Genomic DNA, 21,337 nt, shown 5'->3' with positions numbered 1-21,337 from the left:
TATGTTAAAAATATGAGGTTTCTATGCATGAAGATAAATCATCTATTGGTGATAATAACAGCCTAAAAATTGGCATTATCCATTTAATAACCGAAGGCGTACAACTTTTTGTCGGCGGAGTAGGTTCTTATATCAGAGGGCAAATTATGGCATTACCGGAGGTAATTAAATTACTGGCTGATAATAATATCAGCTTAGAACCTCATTTTATTGAAATTGCCTCCAGTAAATATAATTATTTTTTTGACACCAGTAATTATGGTTATTTTATTAACCAAATTCATAATATGGGGGGGACCTTTTCAACTGTACCAGACATGACATTGGGGAAAGGCGTTGATTGTTCATGGCCCTACGGTGATGCTTTTCTTGGTAACTTACAGAACTGGCAAATCTCCTCTGCTGCAGGGGCGGCAAAAATTATTGATCTCAGTAGCCATTACGATATCACTCTGGCCTTTTGTCATGAATTGCCGTTTTCGTTCACGCCGCTAATTGCTCGTTTGCATGCGGCTATTGAGAAACGTAATCTAAAAATTATCTATATTTCCCATGGCACGGCATTTAATCATGAAATGCCATTACCGAATCCTGAACGTATTATGGCTGAATCATTGGCTGTTCACTGGGCCAAGATTGATTCTAATATCAAGCTCGGTAATATCAGCAACTTCCTGGCAATGCACTTAGTGGCACAATACGGTGCTGACCCACAATCATTTATACCGACACCTGCAGGAATAAATATCAATGACCCCTGGTTTCGAATACGCAGTGATCAGGAAATCAGTGACACACTCTCATCACACGGAATATCGCTGGATCACTCATTAGCTATCACTTTAGGCAGAGGGGTTCATTACAAACGCCATGATCTGTTGCTCAGAGCAGCCTGTTATCTGGGTAATGATATTCATCCCGTTATTATGAGTGACCCGATTTTGCCGGAGTTATCTGCCTTAGCGAGCCGACTCGATATCTCTGCCTCTCTGATCAATTCTTTTGATCGCGAACTAATGGCATGTCTTATTCAATGGCGTAATACGCGGGTTTGCGTTCTTTCTGCTGAGAATGAACCTAATGGATTGATTCCGATGGAATCACGTTGGCTAGCCAGACAGCAGGGAGCATTGTTAATTGTTGCCGACTCCGGCGGTTTGAGTGAGCAAGTTGAACATGGGATCGATGGGTTCCTTCACATCCCCGGGAACGCAGCAAGTTTAGCGGAAATAATACGCCAGATTTGCCAATTAACCGACGGCGAAATAGATAAAATCAGACAAGCCGGAGCTACATTAATAGAAGAGCGCTATAACTGGCGAAACCAGATTTTGTCTCCACTGAGATATCTGATTCCGCAAATTGCAGCTCTGGACTGATGCAGAGCTACAATGTTCAGTTAAGCATTTTGGCGATGATTTTTTATTGCAGTTTCAGTGCCCCGATTGCGGTATCTAATATTGCATTTTGCCCATTACGGCTGGCTTCCAGGCAACCCATGGCACCGACTAACATTGGAATATCCAACTCTTTAGCCAGAATAGCGCTATGAGACATGATATGCCCCTTGCTTAAACAGATGCCTTTTACCTGCCGGTGGTTCAGCCCAACCATTTGTGAAGGCAATAATTCCTCGGCTAATAATATAATTTCACCGCTAACTGAAAGAGAAACTGGTGGTAGCCCGGTCAAATGGCCCAATGTGCGGTTAAGTATATCGCGGATATCTAATTCCCGAACGCGTAGATACTCATCATCCAGAGCCAGATAATCTTCCACCATTGTCATCAATTCATCCTGCAATGCCGATTCTGCACAAACTAACTGACGCTCTACGCGCGCATCCATCGCCTGATGCAGTTCCTCATCATCAATCAGCATCACATGAGCGTTAAAAATAGCCGCTGCTTCAGGGCTAATCTGCTGTTCTGCCTGTTGTGCCAACTGCTGCAAATCAGCCACAGTTTGCGCCAACGCCTGTTGTAAACGCCGCTGCTCTTTAACTACCTGGTCAGCATTGATTGTTTGAGGTAAAAAAACCGGAATGGCGGGTAACCATTGCAACAATGGTGCACTAATCGCGCCACGAGGCACCATGACACCAGTAAATTCCCCCTCACTGGTGGTGGTGACGAATTCGCCAAAATGTTGCCGCGCCAATTGCATAAAAGCATCTAGCGCCTCGCCTGCTTGCTCACCACTGGCCAGCAAACGAATGGTATCACCTTTACGAACTTGCAATATTGCGAGCTGGTTCAGGCTGCGTGGATTCACACACTGACCATTTTTTTCCAGCAGTAAATCTGCCGCGAACGGAGCCAATGCTTCGACCAATTTAGCCGCCGGTCGCACATGTAACCCGTTAGGATTGCGCACCACCCAACTGACACTCTGAGCATCCGCTGCCGCCTTAGCCACCGCATTACTGGCAGGTACCACGGCTTCTTCCCCTAGCTGAGTGGCTTTCGCTATCAACGCCCCCATTGCTTCAGCACGGACGTCGGCAAGTGAAGCGCCAGATGATGCAGCGACGACAGCAGCGAGAGTCCCTTCCACCAGTGGTGCGGCACAGAGTTGCACATGTTGCGCCATATCGGGGTCTAATAGCTCCAGTGCCGTTTCTGCGCTGAGTAAGGCACTGCCTAAATCCATCAAAACCAGTACCCCAGATGGGGTGTAAACCGACTCAATGGCTTCCATCACTTTAATGGCATCCGTGCCAATAGGATGATCCAGGTCGTCTACACCGGCAGCAACCGCTAACTGGCAGCTCCCTTGTGTCATTTGCTGTGCCAGTTCGGCCACACCCTGAGCCAGCAGCGCGCTATGAGAAACTACAACGAGATTGACCATCTTTCCTCCTGATAAACGTGTCAGTCCAGCCTGATTAATGACTGGCAACCTGCCATAACGCCTGCATCATCAGCATGGCTGATGTTGCCCCTGGGTCCTGATGACCAATACTCCGTTCGCCCAGATAGCTGGCACGGCCTTTGCGGGCCTGCATAGTAATAGTGCCGGCCAATGCTTGCTGGGCACGTTCAACGGCCTGCTGCAATGCATCTACCACCGTGACTCCCTGCTGATTTGCCTGTTCGAGTTGCGCCACTACCGCCCACCAAACATCACACATCGTTTTATCGCCCGGTTCCGCTTTACCGCGCATCACTACCCCTTCCACTCCATCTTTAAACATCTGACAAACCGCCGTCAGATCGAGGCTCTGCTTAGCATTCGTGCTTTGTGCTGCGCGAATAAAAAACGTGCCAAACAGCGGGCCGCTGGCGCCGCCAACACTTGAAAGCAGTGTCATACCGGTATTTTTCAGGATAAAACCAATGTCTTTATCGGCAAAGGTCGGTAACTTTTCGACCACTTTATTAAAGCCGCGATTCATGTTCAGGCCGTGGTCGCCGTCGCCGATTTCAGTATCCAACTGCGTCAAAAAATCTCGCTGCTCGCTGAAAACTTCAGCACATAACTGTAACCAACTGACAATTTGTTGTTTGGTGAGTCCCATGTTCTTCTCCTGGCGCATTGTTTTGTAAGATTATTTTCAGCACTTGTGCTGAATTAAACTCAGTGATTCGGGTTGGTGAAAGTCGCGCATCCCTGCGGCTTCAAGTACCAAGGAGATATCAGCAACCCCAGCGCAGCGCGGGGGTACTTACTGGGGCATCCCACAATGACAGGAGTTCATCATCAACTTTCAGCACGGTGATGGACATACCCTGCATATCCAATGACGTACAATAAGAACCAATCAATTTACGCTCGATGGTCAAACCGAATTGTGTACAGCACTCCGCCAGACGGTGCCAGACACCATAAAGTTCCGATAAGGGGGTCGCGCCAAGGTTATTGACCAGAACAATGACCCGATCGCCTTTGGCTAAGGGTTGCTTACTCTGGCGCGTCTCGTTCCAGTCACCGGCTTGTCGATCCCAGTGGCGTAATGTGCGCTGATAGCTGCCGTGATCAATCAAGGTCTGGAACATGGCGTCTACCGTGTTATTCAGTGAAGTAAATGGCCGACGCTCAATACCCGGTTCGCCATGGATACCCACACCAAATTCCATCTCATTTTCAGCCAAAATAAATGACGGCTTACCGGCAGCGGGTACAGTACAAGCACCAAGCGCGATACCAATAGAATGCCCCTGATTATTAATTTTCTGCCCCAGTAGTGCGCATTCATCTAATGAATCACCACGTGCCGCAGCAGCACCGAGTAATTTTTCTATAATGACCGTGTTCGCCACCCCACGCCGCCCGGCGGTATACAGGCTATCTTTGACCGCCACATCATCGTCTATCACTAAGGTAGCAACAGCGGTGCCACCGGCATGCAACAGCTCGGCGGCAGTTTCAAAGTTTAGAATGTCGCCAGTGTAATTCTTAATTAGCATCAGCACACCTGGCCCACCATCAATGGCTTGGCCGCATTCATACATTTGATCGGGGGTCGGCGAGGTAAAAATCTCACCCGGGCAGGCGCCATCCAACATGCCTTCGCCAATAAAGCCACAATGCATCGGTTCGTGACCACTGCCACCACCGGACATCAATGCAACTTTGCCACTCACTGGCGCATCTGCACGGGTGATGAAAAGGGGCTCTTGATGTAATGTTAGCTCAGGATGCGCCGCAACCAGCCCCTGAATTTGCTCCTGTAACACACTCTCAACGCTGTTAATTAATTTTTTCATTTTATGCTCCGCGAACGGGAATGGCTGGAGAACAGAGCTGCCGATGATGAGAAACACCGGCAGACTCGGTCGATTTTCAACTCAGAACGTATTTGCCGCACAGATTAGTTGAGGAAAGCCTGACCCAAGCGGTCAGCTACCATAATTGCAGCATAGACACTGTCAGGTGTGACCTTGAACGGCATGTTGTGGATGGTTTCTCCCTCAGCACAGCTGGCCTTGGCGACATCATGGATCTTGCGTTCAATATCCTGAGAAACGCCCATCTCAGCCAATGTGATTGGTAAACCCAGTTGCTGGCAGAATGAGAGCACTGTCTCGATCTCTTCCATGCTGCTGTTCTGTAATACGAGCTGCGTCAGGGTACCAAAGGCCACTTTCTCACCGTGATACAAGTGGTGGCACTCATCTAATACGGTGAAACCGTTATGAATGGCGTGAGCGGCCGCCAGACCACTACTTTCAAAACCAATACCGCTCAGATAGGTATTGGCTTCGATAATACGTTCAACCGCTTCGGTCACAACACCCGCCTCTACCGCCAGTTTGGCTTTATAGCCCTCCGCCAGCAGGGTTTCGTAACACAAGCGAGCCAGTGTAACTGCCGCTAATGTCGATGCACCACCAGCCATACTGATAGCTTTAGCATCAAAACAGGCTTGTGCTTCAAAATAAGTAGACAGCGCATCGCCCATACCAGCGACCAGCAAACGTACTGGTGCTTTGGCAATAATGGTGGAATCCATCAGTACGATGTCAGGGTTTTTCGGGTAAATCATATATTCAGCGAACTTGCCCTGTTCGGTATAAATAACGGATAAGGCGCTGGTCGGGGCATCGGTAGAGGCAATAGTAGGCACCACAACGACAGGGATATGCTGATAGTGAGCAATCGCTTTAGCCGTATCGAGGGTTTTCCCGCCACCGATACCAACCACTCCATTACAGCCGTGCTTTTTCAGCTCAACCGTCAACCGCTCAATTTCGTGACGGGAACATTCGCCATTAAAGCGGCTGAAATGATGTTCCAGCTCACTGGCTTGCAGGCTGGAGCCGACGGTATCAGCAGTCAGCTTCATGACGAAATCATCAGCAATGATAAAATAGTTATTAGCCAATAACTTAGCAAATTCACCAATGGACTGTAATGCATTGGCACCTTGAATATATTTGGACGGAGATTGAATGACTTTCAGCATATCTTGCTCCTGTAGCGTAAGAGATAATGTAAGAATAAATAATTTTTAGGGTCAATTTGATGAAACTGCATCCACTATAAGCGCAAAAAACAGGCTGAGAACCAACAGTTAAAACGTTCCATTATGAAACTCCGTTATCTCAGCATGGTTTCATATTGGAACGATAATGCCGTAACACAGGGACAGGAAGAGAAGTGGCGCACAGAAGCCGCCAAACAGTGTAAGAAGGTAAAATAGAAATAGGTTTACCCGCGATAGGCACCAGCCATAAAAAAAGCCACCCCAATAAAAGGGGCAGCTTTAGTCATTCTCGGTAGTGCTAACGCCACACTAACCGTTATTCACTGACGGGTTCGTCACTCACTTTCTCTTTAGGTTCTGGATTCATACAACTGTAAATCACTGGTAACACCAGCAATGTCAGCACCGTTGCAAAGCCCAGACCAAACATGATGACCACCGCCATACTCTGGAAGAAAGCATCACTGAGCAGCGGAGCCAGCCCCAGAACCGTGGTAAATGCCGTCAACATAATAGGCCGTAAACGGGCGGTAGAGGCATCAATAATAGCTTCGCGCAGTGGTTTTTCCTGTCGCTGTAAGCCTATCTCTTCCACCAACACAATGCCGTTACGTATCAACATACCACTCAGACTTAACAGCCCCAACAAAGCCATAAAACCGAATGGAATCCCCGTCAACAGGAAGCCTACCGTGACACCAATTAATGCCAGTGGCACCGTCAGCCAGATCGCTATAGCATTGCGCACCGAGCTGAACATCAATACCGTTACGATGAACATAATCAGGAACGCGATCGGCAAACTGGTGAAAATACCCCGTTGTGCTTCCTTGGTACTTTCATAGTCACCGCCCCACTCCAGTTCGTATCCGCGCGGTAACTGAATGGCTTCCACACCCGGTTTGATACGCCGCAACAGTTCAGCAGAGGTCTCACCGCCTTGTTGGGTCGGATCCGTTTGTACCGTCAGCGTCCGCTTGCGATCCAGGCGCATAATGAGCGGATCTTCCCACTCGGTTTCAAAACTGGTGACAACGTTATCGATCGGGATAAAGGCCAGGCGCGCCTGACTCCATACCATCACATCATTCAGCCGTTCTGCATTAAGCCGTTCTGCATCCGGTGTGCGCAGTACAATCGGCATTAAGCGAGTGCCATCACGGTATAATCCTACCGGCAGGCCACCAAAGCTCATGCGCAATGTGCCATCAACTTCGCGTTTATCTACCCCCAGTTCGCGCCCCAGATAGTCGGAGAATTGTGGCCGGATCATTTTGCTACGATCCTGCCAGTCATGCCGTGCACCATCTGCCATCGGATCAGCAATGATCGCTTTTTCCGCTTGCGCTGCCAGGGTTCGTAACACTTCAGGATCCGGGCCAACAAAGCGTGCTTCAATGGAACTGTTGTTGGATGGCCCAAACATGATGCGTTTTATCTGCGCATCAACCTGCGGGTATTCGTCATGCATATAGGATTCGATTTCATCAATCAAACCCGGTATTTGGCTGAGGTCCTCGGTACGAACCATCACCTGCGCATAGTTAGGATAACGACGTTGAGCATTGTAGGTCAGCATAAAGCGCATTGCGCCCTGACCAATCGTCACCATGGTGTCCTCAACCCCTTTTTGCTGCTTGATATACTGCTCAACCTTGTTCGCTATCCCTTCGGTGTAATTGATATCAGTACCATTCGGCAGCCAGATATCAACGAAGAAGATTGGCGTATTAGAGGGCGGGAAGAAGCTCTGGCGAACATGACCAAAACCCACCACCGATGCCACTAACATGGCCGCCAGCAGCACCAAAGTGATACTGCGATGTTGCAGTAATTTATTCAATATCACCCGATAATAGCGGAATAACCACCCATCATAAGGTTGTCTGGCCGGCTTATCGGCATCCACTTTCGCCGGTTTCTGGTTTTGGAATGCCCACTTAGCAAAGACCGGTGTTAGCGTCAGTGCCGTGAACCAACTTAACATCAGCGAGATCAACAACACCTGGAATAACGATTTACAGTATTCACCCGTTGCATCATTGGACAGGCCGATAGGTGCAAAGGCCAGAATGGCAATGATAGTCGCGCCTAACAACGGCATCATTGAGCGCTTCACCACATTGCTAATAGCGGTAAAGATGCTTTCGCCTCGCTGGCGACCAACAACGATACCTTCCACCACCACAATGGCGTTATCCACCAACATACTTAGCGCGATAATCAGCGCCCCTAACGACACTCGCTGTAGCTCGATATTAAATAGCCACATAATGAGCAACGTACCCAGTACGTTAAGTGCCAACGAGATAGCAATCACTATACCGCTGCGCACCCCCATGAAAATCAGCAAAGTGACCACAACAATCAACAGTGCCAACAGGAAGTTAAGGATAAAACCGTTAACCGCCCCTTCAACTTCATGGGACTGATCATAGAACACGTTGATATGCATACCTAACGGGCGTTCACCGTCAAGCTGCGCCAGCCGGGCTTTAATCGCATTACCTACGTTTACCACGTTGACATTCGGGGCAAACGAAATCCCCAGTGCCAATGCAGGTTTACCGTTGGCACGATAAATATTGGTCGGTGAATGGCCAAAACCTTGAGAGACAGTAGCGATATCACGCAAATACACGCTTTTCGGGCTGCCGGGCTGACTTACCAGTAAATTCCCCAGTTCTTGTACACTTTGGAATTCACCGGTTGGATGCAAACGAATAGACTCACTGCCCACCTGCAACTGGCCCGCATCGGACACCACATTCTGGCGGCTCAGTAAATCGGATAACTGCTGTGGCGTGATACCTGCGGCGGTCATCTGGGCACGAGAAATCTCCACCTGAACTTCTTCAGGCAGAATACCCACAATACCCACTTTACCTACCCCGGGTACCAGTACCAGTTCACGTCGCAGTTGCTCGGCAAAATTACGTAAATCCTGGTTACTGTACCCCTCTCCCGTGAGTGAGAAGAAGAAGCCATAAACATCGCCAAAGTCGTCATTGACCATCGGCGCACTGGCTCCCGGTGGCAAACGCACACTGTTATCGTTGATTTTACGCCGCAGTTCATCCCAGATTTGCGGTAACTCATTCGCGCCATATTGTGCGCGAATATTGATAGTTATTTGTGATAAACCGGCACTGGAAATAGAAGTGACGTCGTCAACATAAGAGAGTTCCTGAATGGCATTCTCCAATGGGAGTGTGACTTCCTCTTCTACCTGCTGTGCTGATGCACCATCATAACGGGTGACAACTACCGCCGTTTTGATGGTGAAGGCTGGGTCTTCCAGCCTGCCTATATTGAGATAGGCAATAATGCCACCAATACCCAGCAACAGAATCGTTAGCCAGATACGGGTATTATTATTGATAAAATTGTCAGTCAGCTTCATCAGAGACCCCGCTCACGGACCCAAGCCCGGACAACCTGATTTGGGCGAAGCTCACCGGTACCTGCGGAGACAATCTGCTCGCCATCAGCCAGACCGGAGGTGATTTGAATACCGTTGGCGGTCAATTGAGCTACCTGAACTTTGCGCTCTTCAACATGCATCTGACCATCATCATTCTTGATAACCCAGACTCTTGCATCATTCAATTGGGCAGTGTCTGGGTTAAACACGGCTTCCACTGGTACGATAATCGTCGGATGATCAGTGCCAGACAGATTGCCAGAGTTGATTCTTACCCGGCCACTGATACCTGAAAGCAATGGCATATCAGCCGGGCGCTTCATCGTCAGTGTCACCTGGAAAGTCTGTGAAGCAGAGGTGGTTGAGGTGGTGTGTTCTTTATACTCAGCAATAAATTCGCGCCCCGGCATATGATTAAGTAATACCGTTGGTTTGTAGTTACGATTGCTGATATCCAGCGTAGTAAACAGGCGCTCCGGCACACTGAACACCACATCTAACGTATCCAATGCACTTAATGTGGCAACCGCCTGACCTGGGGCCATGACCTGATGGTTACGCACATTCACATTGGCAATAATGCCATCAAAAGGTGCGGTAATAGTTGCATCACTAAGTTCTTTTTGTGCAATTTCCAAGGCCGCACGCGCCGATTCCATCTCAGCACGACGTACATCCAACTCAGCACGAGATACCGCCCTTTGCCCTTGCAAGGTATTGAAACGGTTAAACTGATCGCGAGCCAGATTAAAGGTAGACTGACGATCCCTGACTCGTAGGTTCAAATCCGTATCATTCAGTCTGGCAATGACTTGGCCTTTTTTCACCTGCTCACCTTCACGCACCAGCAACTGTTGCAATTGCCCACTTCGCTTAAAGGAGAGCTGAGTTTCATCGCCAGCTTGTAATCGCGCTGGAAAATAGCGAGTGCCATTTTGCCCACTGTCTTCAACGGTAAATATTTTTACCGGGCGCACACTTTCTGCGACTTCAGGGGGAGTTCTGTCGCAAGCAGCGAGAAGAAACGTTAATAGCAGAGTGATTACTGTTTTTATCTTCACTATAAGATCTCGTTGAGTCAGATTTTAATAATTATTGCAGATTAATTATTCACACTTCTTTATCTGTTTTGGGCTTCACTTTTTTGTGACAGACGGCGCACCAGCGCTCTTATTAGTGTGATTAATAATCCCCCGGTAAACATCCCTAGAAAATAGATCAGCACAATTAGCACCGAAATGGGTAGTGTTATTTGCATGGAAAGTAAAGATAAGTTCACTAGCCCGCTGTTTTGAAATACAAAAAGCGTCATCAGGGTCACTATCAGCAAAAAGCACACTAAATACACGTATTTCACTTGATCACCCTTTTCATCTTAGTTCATCATTTCTCGGCTTTAAAAACGTAATGTCGTGCTTTCTTGCCAAATACAAATCTCTGGCTGCTAAAACAGAGATAGCCAATAGCGAAATAGCACTACTCTGCTACTCACTATCAGCTATTTTTTAAGAGCAACTGCGCTATACCCTATATAATTCGAGTTGCAAGAAGGCGGCAATTGAGCGAATCCCGATGAGCTTACATAAGTAAGTGATTCGGGTAAGTGCGCGCAGCTAATACCCCTGTGGCTTCAAGGCCGAAGGACATCCCCAAAGTCATTGGAGCCACAGGTAGGCAGCCAGCAAACGAATCCCGATGAGCTTACATAAGTAAGTGATTCGGGTAAGTGCGCGCAGCTAACACCCCTGTGGCTTCAAGGCCGAAGGGGATTAGTAGTCGACGGCATCCCGGATGATTGGACACGTCATACAGTGACCGCCCCCACGCCCACGGCCTAATTCACTGCCGACTATCTCAATCACTTCGACCCCTTCTTTACGCAACTGGGTATTGGTTTTGGTATTACGGTCATAGGCCAGCACCACACCTGGTGAAAGAGCAACCATGTTATTACCACTGTCCCATTGTTGACGTTCTGTATCGTAATCATTACCTTCGGTCTCAACCACACGCAGTTTTTTCAGGTTAAGCGCGCCAGCAACTGCTTCAACAAAGGTGCCTTTATCACGACTTAACTTAATGCCGGTCGGGCCATTATCAGGGCGCAGTGAGAAGGTTTGGATCTGATTAACAATCGCCGGATATAACGTCACTACATCACGGTCGCAGAAGGTGAACACGGTATCCAGATGCATAGCGGCACGCAATTTAGGCATGGCCGCGATCATGACGCGCTCCACCTGCCCTTCGCTATTTTTAAACAGCGATTGCGCCAACTGCGTGATTGCCTGATGCGAAGTTCGCTCACTCATGCCGATTAACACGGTTTTATTACCGATTGGCATCACATCACCGCCTTCCAGCGTCGCAGTGCCGTGGTGCTGCGTCGGGTCACCCCACCACACTTTCACATTGGCGTCACCAAAGTCCGGGTGGAATTTATAGATAGCCGTGGTGAGGATGGTTTCTTCATGACGCGCCGGCCAATACAGTGGGTTTAGTGTCACACCGCCATAGATCCAGCAAGTGGTATCGCGGGTATACAGTGTATTGGGCAACGGTGGTAACAAGTATTCAGTAATACCAACCGCTTCGCGGATCAGCTTCAACTCTTCTTTGTCACATTTACCGTCTTTATGCAGTTCGGTGGTGGACAAGCCGCCAATCAGCACTTCAGCCAGCACGCGCGGCTCCAGGCTTTCCAGATAGCTGCGGGTTTCTTGCAAAATGCCCAATGACACTTCATTCGGCACAATTTGCTGATCCAAAATCCACTTTTTCGCCGCTGGAATGGCGACCGTTTCAGCCAGCAGATTATGCATCTCAACCACATCAACACCGCGTTCACGCATTTTGGTCATAAAATCAAAATGGTCGCGCTTGGCTCTCTCTACCCACAGGACATCATCAAATAATAATTCATCACAATTACTTGGCGTCAGGCGGTTATGGGCACGTCCTGGGGCGCACACCATTACTTTATGTAACTTGCCGACTTCAGAGTGAACACCAAACTTAGGTTTAGCGTGAGTTTTCTTAGCTTTATCTGACATAAGAACTCCAATAAATTATATGGTGATAATCCCGGTAGCAATGCTATAAATCGCAGCCACCGCAGCAACAATCAGAACAATAAACAGTATTCTTTCATAGGAATTAAAGGCTTTTTGATGCTGTTCACGTTTGGCAATCAGATACAAAATAGTGCCCGGCCCGTAAATAATGGCCGACAACAGCACGTATTTCAGGCCGCCGGCGTAAATCATCAGAGCAGAGTAGAAAGTCGCAATGATGGCAAAAATCAAATCTTTTCTATGACCACGGTTATTCGTTTCGTAAGTCTCACCGGTCCATGCCAATTTCAGGCCATAAGCCCCTACTAACAGATAAGGGATCAGAGTTAATGAACTGGTTAATTCCAGCGCCAGTTGAAAAGCATAATCAGTAAACAAGGTGAGAATTAAGAATATCTGTATAAAGATGTTGGTCAGCCAAACCGCTGCTGAAGGCACAGCATTGCTGTTTTCAGTCGCGAAGATTTTTGGCATGCTGTTACTCTTAGCCGCCGAAAACAGCACTTCCGCTGCCAGTAGTGACCATGATAAATAAGCACCCAACACGGAGATAATCAGACCCACACTGATAAATATTGCCCCCCAGCGGCCGACTATCGCCTCTAACACCCCAGCCATTGATGGCTGGCGTAATGCCGCCAAATCAGGGCGCAGTAACACGCCGTAAGACAACATGGTGATCAATACCAGCAGGCACAGCACACCAATAAAGCCCAGAACGGTCGCGATACCAACATGGCTACGTTCTTTGGCATAACGTGAATAAACACTCGCACCTTCGATACCCAAGAATACAAATACTGTGACCAGCATGGTGCTACGTACCTGAGAGAATAGAGACTCAGGTTCAACTGACGTGGTGATTGCCGCCGCCGCATGACCAACATAGCCATAGTCATTCAGATGGGATAAATCAGCACCTTTAATCACATCTGGCGTACCCCAGAAGTTCAGCGCAAAAACATCACCTTTAAAGGCAAAAATCAGTACGATGACGAAAATGAAGATTGGAATTATTTTTGCGAAGGTGGCGATGGTATTAATTGCTGCAGCTTCTTTAACGCCGCGCAATATCAGGATATGGAATCCCCACAAGATAACGGAGGCAATTAACACCGCCGGAATAGTATTACCATCACCAAATATAGGGAAGAATGCCCCTAACGTTGATTTGATAAGAACAAAATAAGAGACGTTACCAATACAGGTACCGGCCCAGAAACCTAATGCAGAAGCAAAACCAAGATAATCCCCGAAGCCCTCTTTTGCGTAAATGAATACACCAGAATCGAGATTAGGTTTACGCTGCGCTAATGTTTGAAAAACAAAAGCCAGCATTAGCATCCCACCCCCCGCTATACACCAGGCGATAAGTGCGCCAAACCCACCGGTTGCTCGTCCAAATGTTGCCGGCAATGAAAATATACCGGCCCCGATCATTGAACCGACCACCAAAGAGGTAAGGGCCGGTAAAGATAATTTATTCGTTGTTGAATTGGCCATGATGCTCTCAATGACATTGGATAAATTAAGTTAAATGTAAATTCTGCTTATCCTACAAACAGATTCACCCAGACCCACTTATCAATATAAATACATAGTTATCATAGCTTCCTTTAAAACTATTGCATAATGCCGGGAAAGTAGACCAAATCTTACAATATGTAAATTCTTGATAAAATTATCACATACATCAGAATTTTGTAACAGTGTTCAAAGTCATCATTTTGTATATTCAGAAAATGACATTTCAGTTTAATTCACTGCAATCCACCTATTCTATTAGCATAGAAATCTGTTTTTATTAGACGGATCATTTAAGATGATTCCAGTACCCGCATTAATTTAATAATAGACATATGAACGAGAGTCCCTGCCATCTTGCGGACTCTCGTTCTATGAACTAAGCTTATAGATTAACCATTAAAAATATAATTTAAATATCCTTAAATTTCAATAAGTTAAAAACAATCCATTCCATTGTTAAAATAGGCAATGTCTTATTAAAATTCTCTATTAGCTCACATTTACTCCCCTATATCCGCCATCAATCAGACGCAGACAATCAGATGACAGCCACATTTATATACTCCGTTTTAATTTTTATAAAACGGATGTAATAGTTTTTTAAATCATTATTGCGTAGTTACTATTAGAGATAAAATCAATAAAAATCGCATTATTACAATAATTATTTAGATTTCATTTAGATTTCATTTAGATTTCATTTAGATTTCATTTAGATTTCATTTAGATTTATTGTGAACATTAAATATTCGATTTTTACATCTAGTCAAGTGAAAATCGTCACTTGATAACGCCAATAAATCACATAAAACCAGTGCTTTAATTTTAAAAAATCAAAAAACACAGAATCAATCACCAGTAAACCAAGGTGCTTTAGATAGCGAATATATTCATCTTTCCCATAATTTCATTAGGAACATTGATATTTAATGTCGAAATATCTTACCATTTATAGGGTTATAATGATGAAATCACGTAGGAAAAGCCAATTTTTCCTCTTATTATTCCTACAATGTATAAGAAAGCGTAAATAAAATACGTATATTTAGTGTGTAATATGTACATTTTATTAAAGACCTCCTATTTCAAATAGAGATGTCAGCCTTTCCGTTAAAATTCACTTTTTAGCTTCAAAGCATGCATCATCATGACGGAATCAACAAAAACGGCCCCCATTAGGAGCCGTTTTATAGCACGTCAAATTAGCAGAAATGTGTAACTGTTATGTCAATTGCTTATCCGATACATGCTGCGTCTCTGTCACTGAATAGCCCGCCAAAATTGCTACGAAGATCATAAATAGATGGCCTTCAGATGAGTCCAGCAGGAATGAATTAAAGAAATTACACGCCATATAACTGGTCAATACAGCCAGTAGTACATTGCGTAAAACCGGTATTTGTTGCCAAATAACGCGATAACAACAAACAATCCATGCCAAAAAGATAATTAAGCCAACAAAGCCTGATTGGATCGTTTCCAACAGATATTGGTTGTGTGGATTATTGATTTTGTAATTGATCTCTGGGTTCTCATAATAGAAGCCGCCAGCACCGTGCCCCAGAATAGGTGACTCTTTAATTAGCCGCACCGCTTCAATGGCAAAGGCCGAACGTTGTCCCATCGAACTACGACAAGCATCATTTACATCATCCGCAGACGCGGCCATACAGACTTTTATCTCATCGACACCCTGCACGATACGGTCGGTCGCTTTATTGGGTATCAGTAGTAGTGCAGCAAAGGCTATCGCCCCTAACACTACCAATAGCCAGCGTTGGCGGCGCCCCAGAGAGAAGAATAGCCATATCCCTAGCCCAACAACTAATGCCACATAACCGGTTCGCCCCAATACCAAGAACAGAATACTGTAGCTCGCCGCTGCCACCAGCAAGCCATACCCCCAGCGTTTCCAGCCCTGATTTTTAAAGGCCAGCGCCAGCCACAACATGGCGGCCAAAGCCATAAAGAAGTTTTGGGTAATTTGCAGTTTAAAGATAGTCGGATTGGTTGGATCTACATTGCCAATGGGAATGTGCAACACCCCAACGGCCAGTGTTCCGGCTAATGCCACCGCGTTAGCCGCTAAGAAGCCGATTCCAAACAATTTTATCAACCGTGGTTGGTTGATAAAAAACAGGGCTAACGGTAATACATAAAGAAATTTCTTATCTTTACCCACCATATCCGGGCCATAACTGTTGTGATGAAACAGTAGTGACAATGCCAACAATGCAAACATCGCAGCAGGCAGGTAAACCAACGGATTCGTCAGTAATGGTTTGAATTGCAATGTGTTGCGATTAATTATCAAACAGATCAGGATTAAAACCAGTGAGATATTGATCAGTGGGTTGGATGTCGGTAAAGAGATACCTAGCAGCAATGCTGCAATACCCCCCAGCATTTCACTACGGCGGTTGACCGTGAAAGCGGCCGGTGAAGAAGTCGATGGGATTGTCATAATTCTCTCAGCTTAAGCTGGTTAGCGGAAAATAAGGTTACTGATGCGCCCCCGTTAACGGCTTTGAGCACGCCACGCATCAACAGCACTGATAACTTCGCTCACCGGAATGGCGTTCAAATACCGATCGGTAGTGTCAGTATCTATCTCATTAGGGTGTGGCAACGTGCGGTAATGCCCGGCCCATAACAGCGTGTGTGGAGCCTGCCACGGATGCCATTGGTTAAGATTACTGGGGCCAAAGAGAACCACTGCGGGTGTTTGTAAGGCTGCAGCCATATGCATTGCCACGGAATCTACGCCAATAAAGAGCTTAGCGTTATCGATAAATACTGCCAGTTCCGGTAGCGCCAGCAGGCCAGACAAATTAACTACCTTCTCGGGTTGTGTGCATCCGGCAATGATCTCAGCAATATAATCCAATTCAGCCTGATCTTTGCCGCCGGTAAGTAGAATGGTTTCACCTTGCTCAGTGAGATGATTTACCAGTTGGCTAAATGATTCACTGGCCCATGTTTTGAACTTCCAGCGAGCAGAAGGTTGGATCAATATATAGTCATTGATATGGCGTTGTTGGCACAATTTCTGTACCCGTTCAACATCGTGCACACCATAAGACATGGTAACATCATTAATAATATCAGTTAGTTGCAGTGGCGCGAGAATATCCAGATTATTAAGTACGGTATGCCTTTTGGCCGCATTGGGGATATCAACCAATGTAGAATGACAATAGCGCCATAGCCAGGTATCGCGTTTGGGATAATGAAAACCAATACTGAAGCCAGGTTTTAATAAACGACAATACGCTGCGGCTCGCCATTGATCGGATAAATTGAGAATCAGATCATAATGGTGTTCTTTCAATGCATTAAACAGCGCTTTTTCGCCACTGATTTGGGCCTTTAGACCCGCATGCTTGAGGCCACGGTCAACAATAAATGCATGATTGACCGTTTTGTTCTCCCGCAGCATATCTTGCGTTCCGCCATACAGCAGCACGTCGATTTTTGCTTGTGGGTAGTTGGCTTGTAAGGTACTCAGTAGTGGCGTTGTGAGTAAAACATCGCCGAAATGGCGTAATTTAATCACTAAAATGCGCTGAACGTTACTTTTGTCCCGCAGTGTATCTGGCAGGTTAAATGCTCGCTGTTGGGCGGTAGCAACAGCAGCAGAAGGTTGCCCGGCAGGTGATTCTGTCTTATTTGATGTATTCATCATAGGATGCGCCATCATCGGCAACGAAGGGGGGCAATAATGCTATCCAAGTGTTTGCTGCATGGCAATTCTTTTATATCCGTCATACTTCAAGCTTCATGTGCTTTGGCTGCCCTCGCTCACCCCAGTCACTTACTTGAGTAAGCTCCTGGGGATTTACTCAGTTGCCGCTTTCCTGCAACTCGAATTATTTAGGGTATAGCATACCAATATCTTTCTTACTTAACTCTATAAAGCCACGAATGATTGTAATGATCATTCTGCCCCGAAACTCAAGCTGGCAAGTAAGATAATTATCAGAGGAAATTGGCGTTATCGGCGCAGGCAGATTGAGTGCGGAAAGCCGCACAGCCAACGGAGCGTACACGCAGTACGTGACGGCGGCGAGCACTGCCCCGAAGCTCAAGCTGGCAAGTAAGATAATTATCAGAGGAAATTGGCGTTATCGGCGCAGGCAGATTGAGTGCGGAAAGCCGCGCAGCCAACGGAGCGTACACGCAGTACGTGACGGCGGCGAGCACTGCCCCGAAGCTCAAGCTGGCAAGTAAGATAGCCAATTTTAGAGGCCAGGGGCTTTCCATAGGGAAGTCGTCAACCCACTGTCCACCAGCGACAACTGATCGGTATACACTGCTTGCCAGTTTACTTTTGCGGCTTGATACAGTGCCTGATGCTCGGTGTTCGGGGTGTATTCTCGCTCCCAGCGCACTAGCCGCTCACCGGTTTTATCTAGCGCGTCATACAGCCCGACCCCCACACCCGCGGCGATAGCACAACCGAGAGCCGTGGCTTCTTTGACAACGGGTACTCGTACAGGAACCCCGGTCACATCGGCCAAAATCTGGCTCCACAGTTTCCCTTTTGAACCTCCGCCTGCAAATACCACTGAGGCTGCTTTGACGCCGGAGAACTCAGCAATTTGCGCTAAGTTACAGGCCGAGACTATCGCGGCATTCTCTTCCAGAGCACGGAACAGGGTAGCTTTGTTGCATTTTTCTGGATCAAGTGAAAGGTTAATAAAGGAAGGTGCGGCGTGATACCAGGATTTGAAGCGCATTACATCGGAGAAAATCGGCATGATGCCGTATGCCCCTGCCGGTACGCGGGCGGCCATATCCTCCAATAAACTGTAGGTATCGATACCCAGCCGCTGAGCCAGTAATTTCTCTTCGGCGCAAAATGCATCACGGAACCAGCGCATGGTCAAGCCGGTAAAGAAACTGATGGATTCAGCCTGTACCATACCGGGAATAACATGAGGGTTAATACGCGTATTCATATCCGGATCGGTAATCGGCTTAGGCAAATTAACCACCTGCTGCCAGAAGGTGCCGCCCAATACTGCGGTCTGACCCGGTTGAACGACCCCCAACCCCAAACAACCTAATTGTACATCACCACCGCCCATCACCACTGGCGTTCCCGCCAGCAGACCACTCTCTTCTGCGGCTTGTGCTGTGACATGGCCTAGCAGTGTTCCAGTTTCTTTGACCGGCGATAAAATATCGGCACGTAGTCCAGCCATCTCCAGCAAGCTCGGTTGCCAGTTACGGGTGACTAAATCCAGCATGCCGGTGGTTCCTGCATTCGAAGGATCAACCGCCAGTTCGCCACTGAGCATATTGGCTAGCCAGTCGCTTATCATGGTTAATGTACCCGCCTGGCGATAGATATCCGGGCGGTAATGCGCCAGCCACAGTAACCGAGGCATAGCACTTAGTGCCAGAGTTTGGCCTGAACATTGATAAACCTCGAATTCAAACCCATCATTATGCAGCTCTTTAAGCTCACTGACTTCACGGCTGGCACGGGCATCCACATTGGCACACGCCCAAATAGGTTTGCCACTGCGATCATAAAGCACAATGCCTTCGCGCATTGAGCAGGCAGCCACGGCGCGAATAGCACTCGCCGGTAGCTTAGCCTGATGCAATGCTTGGCGGATGCACTGGCAGGCCAACTTCCAGTTAGTCGCTAAATCAAACTCCATCGACCCTGGGACATCAGGTACTGGCAAATGTAGCCACTCAGCCTGTCCGGCCGCTATCTGATTACCATTAAGATCAAATATGACAGCCCGGACACTGCCGGTGCCGGCATCCAGCGCCATCAGGTATTCAGCCGATGTGGTCGTAGAGAATTGACTCATTACGCTATCCTCTGTTTTATATGAATTTATGAATAAACCTGTCCTCTACTGCTTTTTTCTCAAAAGAATAACCAAAACTATTGGCGTAATTCTTGAACCCCTGCGCAAGCCTAAGCTGGCAAGTAAAATAGCCAATCAAATCAATTTGATGATTGATCTTGCTGTTAGCTCATCCGTCACTAATGCATTCACGTATTTTCCGCGCAATGCAGCCACAATCGCTTCTGATTTTTCAATGCCACCGGCGACACCAATCACTGTCGGGATGTTGGTCAGATCTGCCAGTGAGACGCCAATCAGCTCCTGGTGAATCTGCATATCCGGCACCAATGCGCCATCGGCTTGCATAAAGTAGCCAAGGATATCGCCGACCGCCCCCTTGCGACTGAACATCAGTTGTTCACCTTCACCGATATAGCCGGAGCGTAAAATGGTGGCCTCTTTTTGCTGATTGACCGAACCGATACCCACGACGGCAACATCAGCCGCTCGGGCGGCTAGCATCACATCGCGCACACTGTTTTCCTGACGGAATGTCTCCGCCACTGTGGCACTGGAAGCACGCAACGGCGCAGGAATAATGCTGACCTGACAAGCGGCATCCAACTGGCCAATACCGGTCATATAAGAGCCAACCCCACCGGAAAGCGTCACCAGTCTGACCTGCTGCGAAGCGATAAAACCGCTTAAATGCTGTAAGGCACACATGGTGGTTTCACCAAAGCCGACTGCCAGTAGTTGTTGTGGTTGTATCAATGCCATCAATAAATGTGCAGCGCCAATCCCCAACCGGCTACTGATACTGAGATCAGCCAGAGAAGGCAGAATGCGGATATGCTTGAGGCCGAAATGCTGTTGCAAGGTGTTTTCCAGTTCCAGACAACCCTCATAGCGCGAATTAATCTGTACCCGAATAACCCCAGACTGGCGGCCTTTTTCCAGCAATCTGGAGACCTTCAGTCGGGTTAACCCCAACAGTTCGCCAATATCCCCTTGTGTTAAGCCATCGTGATAATAAAACCACGCAATGCGAGCGAGCAGTTCCTCTTCACTCATGCTATTACCCGGATATTTGTATTCATCGTTAGACGACATGGGTTTTTCTTTTGTTACTGATTTTTCTCTCATCATTAGCCGTGATCCCTATTGCCGCTTTCTCATTCTTCATTGATTCATCATCGATCAAAAATCCACGGTCTGATAAATGCTATACCCAAGAGATTTCAAGATGCAGGAAGGCGGCAAGCGAAAGACAAATTGGTTGTAAACCATTTTGAACAGCGCTTGCGCTGGCCCGTAGGGTGAGCCTCTGATGAGGTTCATAATCCCGATGAGCTTACATAAGTAAGTAATTCGGGCGATTGAGCACAGCCAACACACCTACAACTTGAAAGATGACGGGTATAAATCTCAGTTGAGAACTACGCTAACAGCTTAGGCAATACATTTGAACACATTTTAATTTAAATTTTTTTATTCACGGAAATGTGATCTTGATTACGCCATAAATGGGATTATGCAGCTATCTTTTTTGAACACTTTTAAATTTAAA

14 protein-coding genes are annotated in these 21,337 nt (G+C 47.1%); 1 reads left to right on the top strand and 13 read right to left on the bottom strand.

Going from position 1 to position 21,337, the window contains the following annotated elements; all coding sequences use genetic code 11:
* Positions 1–23: 23 nt before the first annotated feature.
* Positions 24–1,379 carry a glycosyltransferase family 4 protein gene (locus tag Q2T72_RS03190; RefSeq protein ID WP_227746565.1) on the top strand — a complete coding sequence of 452 codons (1,356 nt, stop codon included), beginning with the start codon at positions 24–26 and terminating at the stop codon, positions 1,377–1,379.
* A gap of 43 nt (positions 1,380–1,422) precedes the next feature.
* Here Q2T72_RS03190 and dhaM read toward each other — a convergent pair whose 3' ends face one another.
* The 13 genes from dhaM to lsrR all read right to left on the bottom strand — a co-directional run bounded on the left by dhaM (position 1,423) and on the right by lsrR (position 20,913).
* Positions 1,423–2,853 carry a dihydroxyacetone kinase phosphoryl donor subunit DhaM gene (gene dhaM, locus Q2T72_RS03185; protein WP_372568631.1) on the bottom strand — a complete coding sequence of 477 codons (1,431 nt, stop codon included), beginning with the start codon at positions 2,851–2,853 and terminating at the stop codon, positions 1,423–1,425.
* A 34-nt stretch (positions 2,854–2,887) separates the two neighbouring features.
* Positions 2,888–3,520 carry a dihydroxyacetone kinase subunit DhaL gene (gene dhaL, locus Q2T72_RS03180; RefSeq protein WP_083160736.1) on the bottom strand — a complete coding sequence of 211 codons (633 nt, stop codon included), beginning with the start codon at positions 3,518–3,520 and terminating at the stop codon, positions 2,888–2,890.
* Between the two features lie 118 nt (positions 3,521–3,638).
* Entirely contained in the window at positions 3,639–4,709 is a 1,071-nt protein-coding gene (gene dhaK, locus Q2T72_RS03175; RefSeq protein WP_083160739.1) for a dihydroxyacetone kinase subunit DhaK, read from the bottom strand.
* A 104-nt stretch (positions 4,710–4,813) separates the two neighbouring features.
* Positions 4,814–5,908, bottom strand: coding sequence for a glycerol dehydrogenase (locus tag Q2T72_RS03170; protein WP_083160741.1), 1,095 nt, complete (start codon positions 5,906–5,908; stop codon positions 4,814–4,816).
* Positions 5,909–6,245: 337 nt separating this feature from the next.
* Complete coding sequence (locus Q2T72_RS03165; protein ID WP_083160743.1) at positions 6,246–9,332, bottom strand: efflux RND transporter permease subunit; 3,087 nt, start codon at positions 9,330–9,332, stop codon at positions 6,246–6,248.
* Entirely contained in the window at positions 9,332–10,414 is a 1,083-nt protein-coding gene (locus Q2T72_RS03160) for an efflux RND transporter periplasmic adaptor subunit (RefSeq protein WP_372568630.1), read from the bottom strand. Before Q2T72_RS03160 ends, Q2T72_RS03165 begins: the two co-directional genes overlap by 1 nt.
* A 59-nt stretch (positions 10,415–10,473) precedes the next feature.
* Entirely contained in the window at positions 10,474–10,710 is a 237-nt protein-coding gene (locus Q2T72_RS03155) for a lipopolysaccharide assembly protein LapA domain-containing protein (RefSeq protein WP_083160747.1), read from the bottom strand.
* Between the two features lie 412 nt (positions 10,711–11,122).
* Positions 11,123–12,406, bottom strand: a complete 1,284-nt coding sequence (gene arcA / locus Q2T72_RS03150; protein ID WP_372568629.1) for an arginine deiminase — start codon at positions 12,404–12,406, stop codon at positions 11,123–11,125.
* 15 nt (positions 12,407–12,421) lie between these two features.
* Positions 12,422–13,930 carry an amino acid permease gene (locus Q2T72_RS03145; RefSeq protein WP_083160751.1) on the bottom strand — a complete coding sequence of 503 codons (1,509 nt, stop codon included), beginning with the start codon at positions 13,928–13,930 and terminating at the stop codon, positions 12,422–12,424.
* Positions 13,931–15,176: 1,246 nt separating this feature from the next.
* Complete coding sequence (waaL-ps, locus tag Q2T72_RS03140) at positions 15,177–16,418, bottom strand: O-antigen polysaccharide ligase WaaL-ps (protein ID WP_372568628.1); 1,242 nt, start codon at positions 16,416–16,418, stop codon at positions 15,177–15,179.
* A gap of 54 nt (positions 16,419–16,472) precedes the next feature.
* The gene (rfaQ, locus tag Q2T72_RS03135) at positions 16,473–17,639 is read right to left on the bottom strand and encodes a putative lipopolysaccharide heptosyltransferase III (RefSeq protein ID WP_372568627.1); all 1,167 of its coding nucleotides are present in this window, start codon (positions 17,637–17,639) and stop codon (positions 16,473–16,475) included.
* A gap of 556 nt (positions 17,640–18,195) precedes the next feature.
* Positions 18,196–19,785 (bottom strand): autoinducer-2 kinase, encoded by a 1,590-nt coding sequence (gene lsrK / locus Q2T72_RS03130; protein WP_372568626.1) that lies wholly within the window; start codon positions 19,783–19,785, stop codon positions 18,196–18,198.
* A gap of 135 nt (positions 19,786–19,920) precedes the next feature.
* Positions 19,921–20,913, bottom strand: a complete 993-nt coding sequence (gene lsrR / locus Q2T72_RS03125) for a transcriptional regulator LsrR (protein WP_372569849.1) — start codon at positions 20,911–20,913, stop codon at positions 19,921–19,923.
* Positions 20,914–21,337: the final 424 nt, after the last annotated feature.

Source organism: Yersinia sp. 2466 StPb PI (assembly GCF_041538325.1).
GTDB classification, from domain to species: domain Bacteria; phylum Pseudomonadota; class Gammaproteobacteria; order Enterobacterales; family Enterobacteriaceae; genus Yersinia; species Yersinia enterocolitica_E.
Note: the sequence above shows the minus strand (reverse complement) of the source record. Positions and strands in the feature narration are given on the sequence as shown.

Coding starts and splice junctions, on each gene's coding strand:
- Q2T72_RS03170 (WP_083160741.1), bottom strand. CDS start 5,908: ATGCTGAAAGTCATTCAATCTCCGTCCAAATATATTCAAGGTGCCAAT.
- lsrR (WP_372569849.1), bottom strand. CDS start 20,913: ATGAGAGAAAAATCAGTAACAAAAGAAAAACCCATGTCGTCTAACGAT.
- dhaL (WP_083160736.1), bottom strand. CDS start 3,520: ATGGGACTCACCAAACAACAAATTGTCAGTTGGTTACAGTTATGTGCT.
- dhaM (WP_372568631.1), bottom strand. CDS start 2,853: ATGGTCAATCTCGTTGTAGTTTCTCATAGCGCGCTGCTGGCTCAGGGT.
- Q2T72_RS03190 (WP_227746565.1), top strand. CDS start 24: ATGCATGAAGATAAATCATCTATTGGTGATAATAACAGCCTAAAAATT.
- lsrK (WP_372568626.1), bottom strand. CDS start 19,785: ATGAGTCAATTCTCTACGACCACATCGGCTGAATACCTGATGGCGCTG.
- waaL-ps (WP_372568628.1), bottom strand. CDS start 16,418: ATGACAATCCCATCGACTTCTTCACCGGCCGCTTTCACGGTCAACCGC.
- Q2T72_RS03145 (WP_083160751.1), bottom strand. CDS start 13,930: ATGGCCAATTCAACAACGAATAAATTATCTTTACCGGCCCTTACCTCT.
- arcA (WP_372568629.1), bottom strand. CDS start 12,406: ATGTCAGATAAAGCTAAGAAAACTCACGCTAAACCTAAGTTTGGTGTT.
- Q2T72_RS03165 (WP_083160743.1), bottom strand. CDS start 9,332: ATGAAGCTGACTGACAATTTTATCAATAATAATACCCGTATCTGGCTA.
- dhaK (WP_083160739.1), bottom strand. CDS start 4,709: ATGAAAAAATTAATTAACAGCGTTGAGAGTGTGTTACAGGAGCAAATT.
- rfaQ (WP_372568627.1), bottom strand. CDS start 17,639: ATGATGAATACATCAAATAAGACAGAATCACCTGCCGGGCAACCTTCT.